Annotated in this window: 5 protein-coding genes; 2 read left to right on the plus strand and 3 right to left on the minus strand. The window is 60.4% G+C overall.

Translation table 11 applies throughout. The features are described from left to right. The first annotated feature begins 157 nt into the window (after positions 1-157). A complete protein-coding gene (locus HMPREF3042_RS00770) occupies positions 158-1,300 on the plus strand; it encodes an alpha/beta hydrolase (RefSeq protein ID WP_070855807.1) in 1,143 nt (380 codons plus the stop codon). A gap of 132 nt (positions 1,301-1,432) precedes the next feature. Here HMPREF3042_RS00770 and HMPREF3042_RS00775 read toward each other — a convergent pair whose 3' ends face one another. The 3 genes from HMPREF3042_RS00775 to HMPREF3042_RS00785 form a co-directional block, all read right to left on the minus strand. Beyond that, positions 1,433-2,074 (minus strand): DUF3239 domain-containing protein, encoded by a 642-nt coding sequence (locus HMPREF3042_RS00775; protein WP_070855808.1) that lies wholly within the window; start codon positions 2,072-2,074, stop codon positions 1,433-1,435. 25 nt (positions 2,075-2,099) lie between these two features. Further along, the gene (locus tag HMPREF3042_RS00780) at positions 2,100-3,803 is read right to left on the minus strand and encodes a DNA repair helicase XPB (RefSeq protein ID WP_070851949.1); all 1,704 of its coding nucleotides are present in this window, start codon (positions 3,801-3,803) and stop codon (positions 2,100-2,102) included. A gap of 148 nt (positions 3,804-3,951) precedes the next feature. Then, positions 3,952-6,468: a helicase-associated domain-containing protein gene (locus HMPREF3042_RS00785; RefSeq protein ID WP_070855809.1), complete on the minus strand. Its 2,517-nt coding sequence runs from the start codon at positions 6,466-6,468 to the stop codon at positions 3,952-3,954. Between the two features lie 74 nt (positions 6,469-6,542). Here HMPREF3042_RS00785 and HMPREF3042_RS00790 point away from each other — a divergent pair, with 74 nt between their 5' ends. Continuing rightward, a complete protein-coding gene (locus HMPREF3042_RS00790) occupies positions 6,543-6,731 on the plus strand; it encodes a hypothetical protein (RefSeq protein WP_016423317.1) in 189 nt (62 codons plus the stop codon). Positions 6,732-6,845 lie beyond the last annotated feature (114 nt).

Consider the following 6,845-nt stretch of genomic DNA (forward strand, 5'->3'; position numbering starts at 1 on the left):
CCACAAGTAAACAACATTCAACAGAATAAATGACGCAAAGTACTATTTTTGTGCCATCCAATATTCTGTTGATTTTCAGTTAGCAAAACCGATCGATTAAATTCCCGGTTTTCCAGCTTGGTGAATCCTGACGGGTTCTCTGTGGCAGACTGTTTCTATGACTAATCAAACACCTAACTCCGACGTGGTTAACCTCGATTCTTCTGAGGCCGAGTCTCAAGACAACTTCACTCCCGTAACGACCGAAGAGGGTAAGCTGCAACAGCTTATTGAATGGCTTGAAGAACACGTCTCGGCCTATTCCTACTTGAGCGAGGTTGTCCCGTTGGGTGCCTCTGAAGAAGACATCAGGAAGGCTCGTGCGTCAGTCAATGACCGCGGTGCTCGTATGCCCGACGCTATTATTCACGGTTCGATGATGGTCTTGGGGGCGGCCGTCAACCATTCTTCGCCATACCTTGCGTATGCCGATGGCAAGGTTGAAGTAACGGATACGACGGTGGGGGATAGTCCTAGCGTTCCGGTTCGAGTTTTTGTTCCGAAGGATCCAACCGGATCTGTGGTAGTTGCCGCACACGGTGGCGCTTTCTGGATGGGTGACGGCAGTCTGCGTGAGAATTCCTTCGGCCCAAATATGGCTGCCCTGGCAGCCCGATCGGGCGCAATTGTTGTGGATGTGGATTACCGGCTCGCACCAGAGCACAAGGTATCTGAGGCCGTCAATGACATCGTGCGGGTAGTCGCATCTGTCGCAGATGATTCGTTGCAGCTTCAGAAATTGGGTGCAATGCCCATCAGCGATCAGAACCCGATAGTTCTCTACGGTGTCTCTTCAGGCGGGCACAACGTTGTTTCCGCGGTAGACCAGATTAGTCAGGACACGCCGGTTGCTCTGTTGCTCGTTGCTCCGGCCCTAGACTTGCGTGGCGCGCCTGCGGTGTGGTTGCAGGCATTTTTCGGCACCTCTGACGATTCGGCAAAGGAAGTGTCACCGGGATTGCATGAGCCGTCGCGAAGCATGCGTGTCCACGTTCAGGCAGCTACCCGCGATACTGTCGTTCGTCCAGCTACCGAGTACCTGAAGAAGGTCGAGGAGGCGGGCGGAGAGGCCTCTCATGCGGAATTCTTGGCAACTCACCAGATTGCGGTCCCAAAGGTTCAGCGAGAGCAGATTACGGACGCGGCGCGGTTCATTTTAGAGGCCACTCACACGGAACGTGAGCTGCCAGAGGACCCGACAGGTGAATACGATAAAGAAGCGATTGACCGGCAGAACGAAGAGTCCTGGGGCAAGAGCTAGTCAACCCGTTTCAGTTCCCAATGGCGCTCTCGCTGTGCATGTGAGCGCTGCGGAGGGGAGCGCCGGTGAGGGAAACCGGGGGCGGAGCTAGAACAGCTCAGTGCCAGAAGGCCGGGGGTGAACAGGCCCCGACTAGTTCAGCGGCAGGAGGTTGCGCTTCGTTGCGTGGACCTCTTCCACCCGGTCGATGTTGCGTTCGAGGACATTCCAATCGTTGACCGGAATATTGCGCTGGGCTTGAGCGATGACTGCCTTATCCGGAGTGGACCACGCGAGGGGCACTGGGGTGATTTCATCGTAGAACTCGGTGCGGCTCTTATGCGTGCCGGCCACAGCAACAGCTGGCACCTTCGCGCCCACGCGGCGGGGAACCCCCGAAATCGTGGTGACAGTACGTGTAGCCAGGGCCGGGACGGGCTCTCCATCGGAGGGGTTTTTACGCATGTTCACCAAAGTCATCAGCACCATGGTTCGCTCATCCACACGCGCAATCATGGCCGGAACCAGCGGGGATTCGTCGTAAAGCTCTTGCGGATCCTTGATTGCGCGTCGCACCTGGAAGGTAACGCCGAGGTAGAGAACCGCGAGGGCGAAAAGCACAACCGCGCTGCCGATAACAAACGGCGTGCGGTCGAAAACTACTAGAACCAGCACAGCGCCGACGAGCAGCAGAGCAGAGAAAATGCCGGAGGAGATGAGCAGTCGGCGGGCATCGCGGTAGTACTCGTTGTTGGCGTTGGTGTGCTCGCGGTTGACGGGGAAGTGAAAGTTCATGGCAGTCCTTTAGTTATCCATTTTTCTAGGATTCCGAGCTAGCGGTGGAATCGCCGGGCAGGGTTGGGCCGAGGTACTCATCTGCGTCGACGATTCGGTAGGCGTAGCCCTGTTCCGCCAGGAAACGCTGGCGATGAGCTGCATATTCAGTATCGAGCGTATCGCGAGTCACCACCGAGTAAAAGACGGCGCCACCACCATCGGACTTCGGGCGCAGGAGACGCCCCAGACGCTGTGCCTCCTCCTGTCGGGAACCGAAGGTGCCGGAAATTTGCACGGCGACAGAGGCTTCGGGAAGGTCGATGGAGAAGTTCGCAACCTTGGAGACCACCAGCGTGTTGATCTCGCCGCGCCGGAACTTCCCAAAGAGCTCCTCGCGTTTGGCATTAGACGTCTTTCCTTCGATGACATCGACGCCCAGTTCCTCGCCAATCTCTTCGAGCTGATCCAAGTAGGCACCAATCACCAGAGCGGGTTCGCCCTCGTGTCGGGCAAGGATTTGCTTAACGACGGGAATCTTCGTCGGCGTCGTTGCGGCCAGGCGATACCTGTCGGAGGCCTCAGCCGTGGCGTAGAGCATGCGCTCGGACTCGGTCGGGGTCACGCGGACCTCAACGCAGTCAGCCGGTGCGATCCAGCCCTGGGCTTCGATGTCCTTCCATGGGGCGTCGTAGCGCTTCGGGCCAATCAGGCTGAAGACGTCGCCCTCGCGCCCATCTTCGCGCACCAGGGTGGCGGTGAGCCCCAGTCGACGGCGCGACTGCAGATCCGCGCTCATTCGGAACACAGGAGCGGGCAGGAGGTGGACCTCGTCGTAGATGATGAGGCCCCAGTCGCGGGAATCGAATAGCTCGAGTGCGCGGTATTCCCCCTTGGTCTTGCGTGTGACCACTTGGTAGGTCGCAATGGTGACGGGGCGAATTTCCTTCTTTTCGCCGGAGTACTCGCCAATTTCGTCCTCGGTTAGCGAGGTGCGTCGCAGCAGTTCGTCGCGCCACTGCCTACCGGCAACCGTGTTGGTGACCAGGATCAAAGTGGTGCGCTGCGCGTCTACCATGGCCGCTGCGCCGACGATTGTTTTGCCTGCGCCACAGGGCAGCACCACGACGCCGGAGCCGCCTTCACGGAAGGAATCAGCCGCCATGCGTTGGTAGTCGCGCAGTTCCCAGGCGTCGTCACCTCCAGTGCCCTGATCCTGCCAAGCGATGGCGTGTGCCTCACCGTCGATGTAGCCGGCGGTGTCATTGGCAGGCCAGCCGACCTTCAGCAGCTCCTGTTTGATTCGGCCTCGCTCGGAGGGGTGCACGGTCCAGGTGTCGGCATCGATTTGCTCACCGAGCATCGGGCGAATCTTTTTGTGCTTGGTCACCTCGGCCAGTACCGCAGGGTCGTGTGAGACCAGAATAAGGCCGTGAGCTGGATGCTTGGTCAGGCTCAGGCGACCGTAGCGGTCCATGGTCTCCGCGACGTCGATAAGCAGGGGCTGTGGGACGGGGAACTTGGAGAAGCGCTCGAGGACGTCGACCACCTGCTCCGCGTCGTGACCGGCGGCGCGGGCATTCCACAGCGCCAGCGGGGTGATGCGGTAGGTGTGCACGTGTTCAGGAGCACGTTCGAGCTCCGCGAATGGTGCCAGCGCCGCGCGTGCCGCATCCGCCTCCGGATTATCGACCTCCAGCAGCACCGTCTTATCCGATTGGACGATCAGCGGACCCGTACCGAAACCCATTATTTCCTCGCCTCGCAGACATTCGACCAAAAATAAGCTAAAGGTCAATTCTGCCACGATTACGCAGAAGATGCGCCACGGGCTCGAATCATCCCGAACCGTCACATTCGCTTTTGCATCGCTTTACGACGGTCCCCGCGCCCGCCGCCTAGTCGACAGGATGTACTTCGGTAATGCGATGCAGCAGGAAGCGCAGCACTTGGCTGGTGGCCGGGTCGATAGCATCGACCTGCCCACCGGAGACGGTGACTGGGCGCACGCGCTTGCGGCCGGGTTTGCCGTTGCGGTCAACGTAGCTCAAATAGAGGTCGTCACCGTGGCGTGCCGCGCGCTGCAGAAGCTTGAATGCTTCGGTGCCGGAGGCGTAGTCGCTCGTGCCACCGGTGCTAGCGCTGGCACCGGCAGCCGTCCCCGTACCTGTCGCCGAATCCGCAACCGAGCCAGAGACCCCAGCAGTGCTGCCACTGGCTGTAGCGCCACTGGAACTACCGGCGTGCTCGGCAGCACGGTTGCCATCGGCAATAGCCGTCAACGCTTGGCTGATGCGTTCCGGTTCGGGCATCGTTGTACGCGCGGTGGGCACCGGAGCTGGTGCCTCAATGCGACAGGGAGCGCGACCGAGATCCAGCACCAAACCCTCTGCATCTTCGGCGATGATGGAAAAGCCCCCATTTCTAGCGGTCTCAATCACTTGGGCAAGCGGGGCCTGGCTAATCAGCACCGTTTCGGCAATCTTCCGCAACGCCAGGCTTTGTCCAGCCTGGTGACTCTGGAATGAGGCCAGCAGGGCCGGATCGTCACAGCGGATAAACGACGCTGCGGGGCCACCGCGGAGACGACCGTGGCGGCGGGCGACGTCGTCAAGCAGATAGGTAATGGACTGCGGCACCTCGCCGACGGCGTAGCGCGAGAGAAACTCCGAGATATCGGCGGCGTTGATGCCGGCGTCGAGGGCATCGCGAAGGCTGTCTTCGGTCACGCGGTAGACGCTGGCGAGGCCGGGAGATTCCAGCTGCGCAATCGAACTGAGCATGCGTTCCATCTCCGGGGATGCGGGGCCCGGCACGACGATGGTGTTGTCCGCCTGGACCATCAGGTACGAAGCGTTCGGCGGCAAGAGGTTGTTACAGGCGGCACGCAGATCGTCGAAGGCCTCGGCAGTGCCGGATTCGATGAGCGCGACCATGGCTTTGCCGACGTCGCTAAGGCCGACGGAAATCGTTTCCACGCCCGGGTCCCGCACGACGATGCCGAGGGCGACCAGCTCCTCGACCACGCCACTGAGCACCTCGTCCGTGCACCGCGCATTGGTGATGGGGTAGTAGTAGGCGGCGCATTCACGCAGGTCAGTCAGGGCGACGACGTCGTTGTCGCTTGCCGACGACGCCACTTGCGCACAGCAGGCCAGCACCATTTCCCGGATTGACGGTACCCCGGAGAGCCGAGTTTGTGGGGAGAGCAGAGCAATGCGTTTGCCTTCCTCATTGAGCTGGTCGACCCGCCAGGGCGCTGCGTCGCTAGTGCGAGTGCCGACTGTCAAGCTCACCCACCGGTCAACCAGATCGGCGTCGAGGAAGCCGTCGGCTGCCAGCGTGGGTGCGAAATAGTCACCACCGGTGTCGTGCAGTGGCAGCGGATGCGGAGTGCCGACATGAACCAGGCCCGCTGCACCGAGGTTAGCCACGCCGCGAGCCAGCTCCGAGATGTCGACGCCGAGCTCCTCGATGAGATTGCGGGTTTCCCGCACTCCAATGACACCGTTTTTCAAGGTCGGTGCGGGGTTGGTTCCCAGTAGGTCCAGGAGGTCAGTCGCCTGTCGCAAAGTTTCCCAGGCAGTGGCGGCAGCACGGTCATTACCGCTGGCAACCACATGGGTAGTGGGGGTTTCGGGGCGCAGGGGGACGTCGTCGTCGGCAAGCCCGACTCCACGCATAAGCGCGCGAACGGTGGCGGGTAGGCGGACGGTGCCCTCGTCGATGCGTTCGAGCAGTTCGGCGTTGATGAGCGCTGGGACCGGCAGCGAGGGGTCGGCATCCGGATGAGCGTCCTTTGTGACGCCGAGACCTCCGGAGTTGGCGAGGGTGTCCAGGAGACGCTGCTGCCTGTCTGTGACCTTGGTGAGTGCCGTGCGTAGCTGGCTGCGGCTGGGGCCATCGGGATTGGGCAGAAGATACCAGCCGGGTGGCAACGAGGTGGCGACCTCATCGCTGAGACAGAAGTAGTCCTGCCAGGGCAGAGGCTTCTTGCGGGTGGACTTGCCGGTGAAGGTGCCGCGGGGGCCGGGGCCGTTGCCCCAGATGAGTCCGTATTCGCGCAGGGTATCGAGGCTTGTCCGAATATGTGTGGCCGTGGGCCGTTGATTGGCGGGAACTTCTGCTCGAGAGAGTAAGTCGAGAATGTAGTCGATGAGGGCGTCCGCAGTGACGGGTTCGGCGTCGGCACCGAGGTCAGCGGCAGCCTCAATGCAGGCGAGCTCCAGTGCGGGCAGTTTGGTCAGCGCGCGGGAGACAGAAGCGCGGAGCTGGAGCCTTGCCGCTAGCACCTGGGAAGACTTCGGCGGCGGCGACAGCGCATCGGGGCGATTGCTGAGGATAGTGCCCACAAATTGGTCTGGTTGACCTGCCAGCCAGTCGGAAAAGAGTGCAAAGGGGGTGGTGCTAGTCATGACAATCCCCACTTTAGTGAGATTTAAGGAGGGGAGAAGGTGACTGGGGAGAAAATTTTTGGGATAATCTCAGCATGGCTAACGTTGCAAAGAAATCCTATGTCGATCCCGGCTGGCCGAAGGACCTCGAGCCTGGTCAGCACGCTGTTACTGAACTGATTGCTCACCACGCTGGTGCAGATTCGCCTTTCGGCGACATTGAGTTCCCGGTTGATCCGGAGACTTTGGGTTACGTGCACCCGACCACGGTGATTAACAAGTAATCTTTTAGATTTTTAGCAGAGCTAGATCTGCAGGAGGCCCGCAGCCGTGACTGCTAGTTCAGTCGTGGCTGCGGGCTTCAAATATGAAACTGTGCGAGTTTATGACACTTTGAA

Origin of the sequence: Corynebacterium sp. HMSC074C05 (assembly GCF_001838325.1) — a bacterium.
Lineage (GTDB): Bacteria > Actinomycetota > Actinomycetes > Mycobacteriales > Mycobacteriaceae > Corynebacterium > Corynebacterium amycolatum.

Excerpts from the sequence above, each read along its gene's own strand:
- HMPREF3042_RS00770 (WP_070855807.1), top strand. The coding sequence starts at position 158 with ATGACTAATCAAACACCTAACTCCGACGTGGTTAACCTCGATTCTTCT.
- HMPREF3042_RS00775 (WP_070855808.1), bottom strand. The coding sequence starts at position 2,074 with ATGAACTTTCACTTCCCCGTCAACCGCGAGCACACCAACGCCAACAAC.
- HMPREF3042_RS00780 (WP_070851949.1), bottom strand. The coding sequence starts at position 3,803 with ATGGGTTTCGGTACGGGTCCGCTGATCGTCCAATCGGATAAGACGGTG.
- HMPREF3042_RS00785 (WP_070855809.1), bottom strand. The coding sequence starts at position 6,468 with ATGACTAGCACCACCCCCTTTGCACTCTTTTCCGACTGGCTGGCAGGT.
- HMPREF3042_RS00790 (WP_016423317.1), top strand. The coding sequence starts at position 6,543 with ATGGCTAACGTTGCAAAGAAATCCTATGTCGATCCCGGCTGGCCGAAG.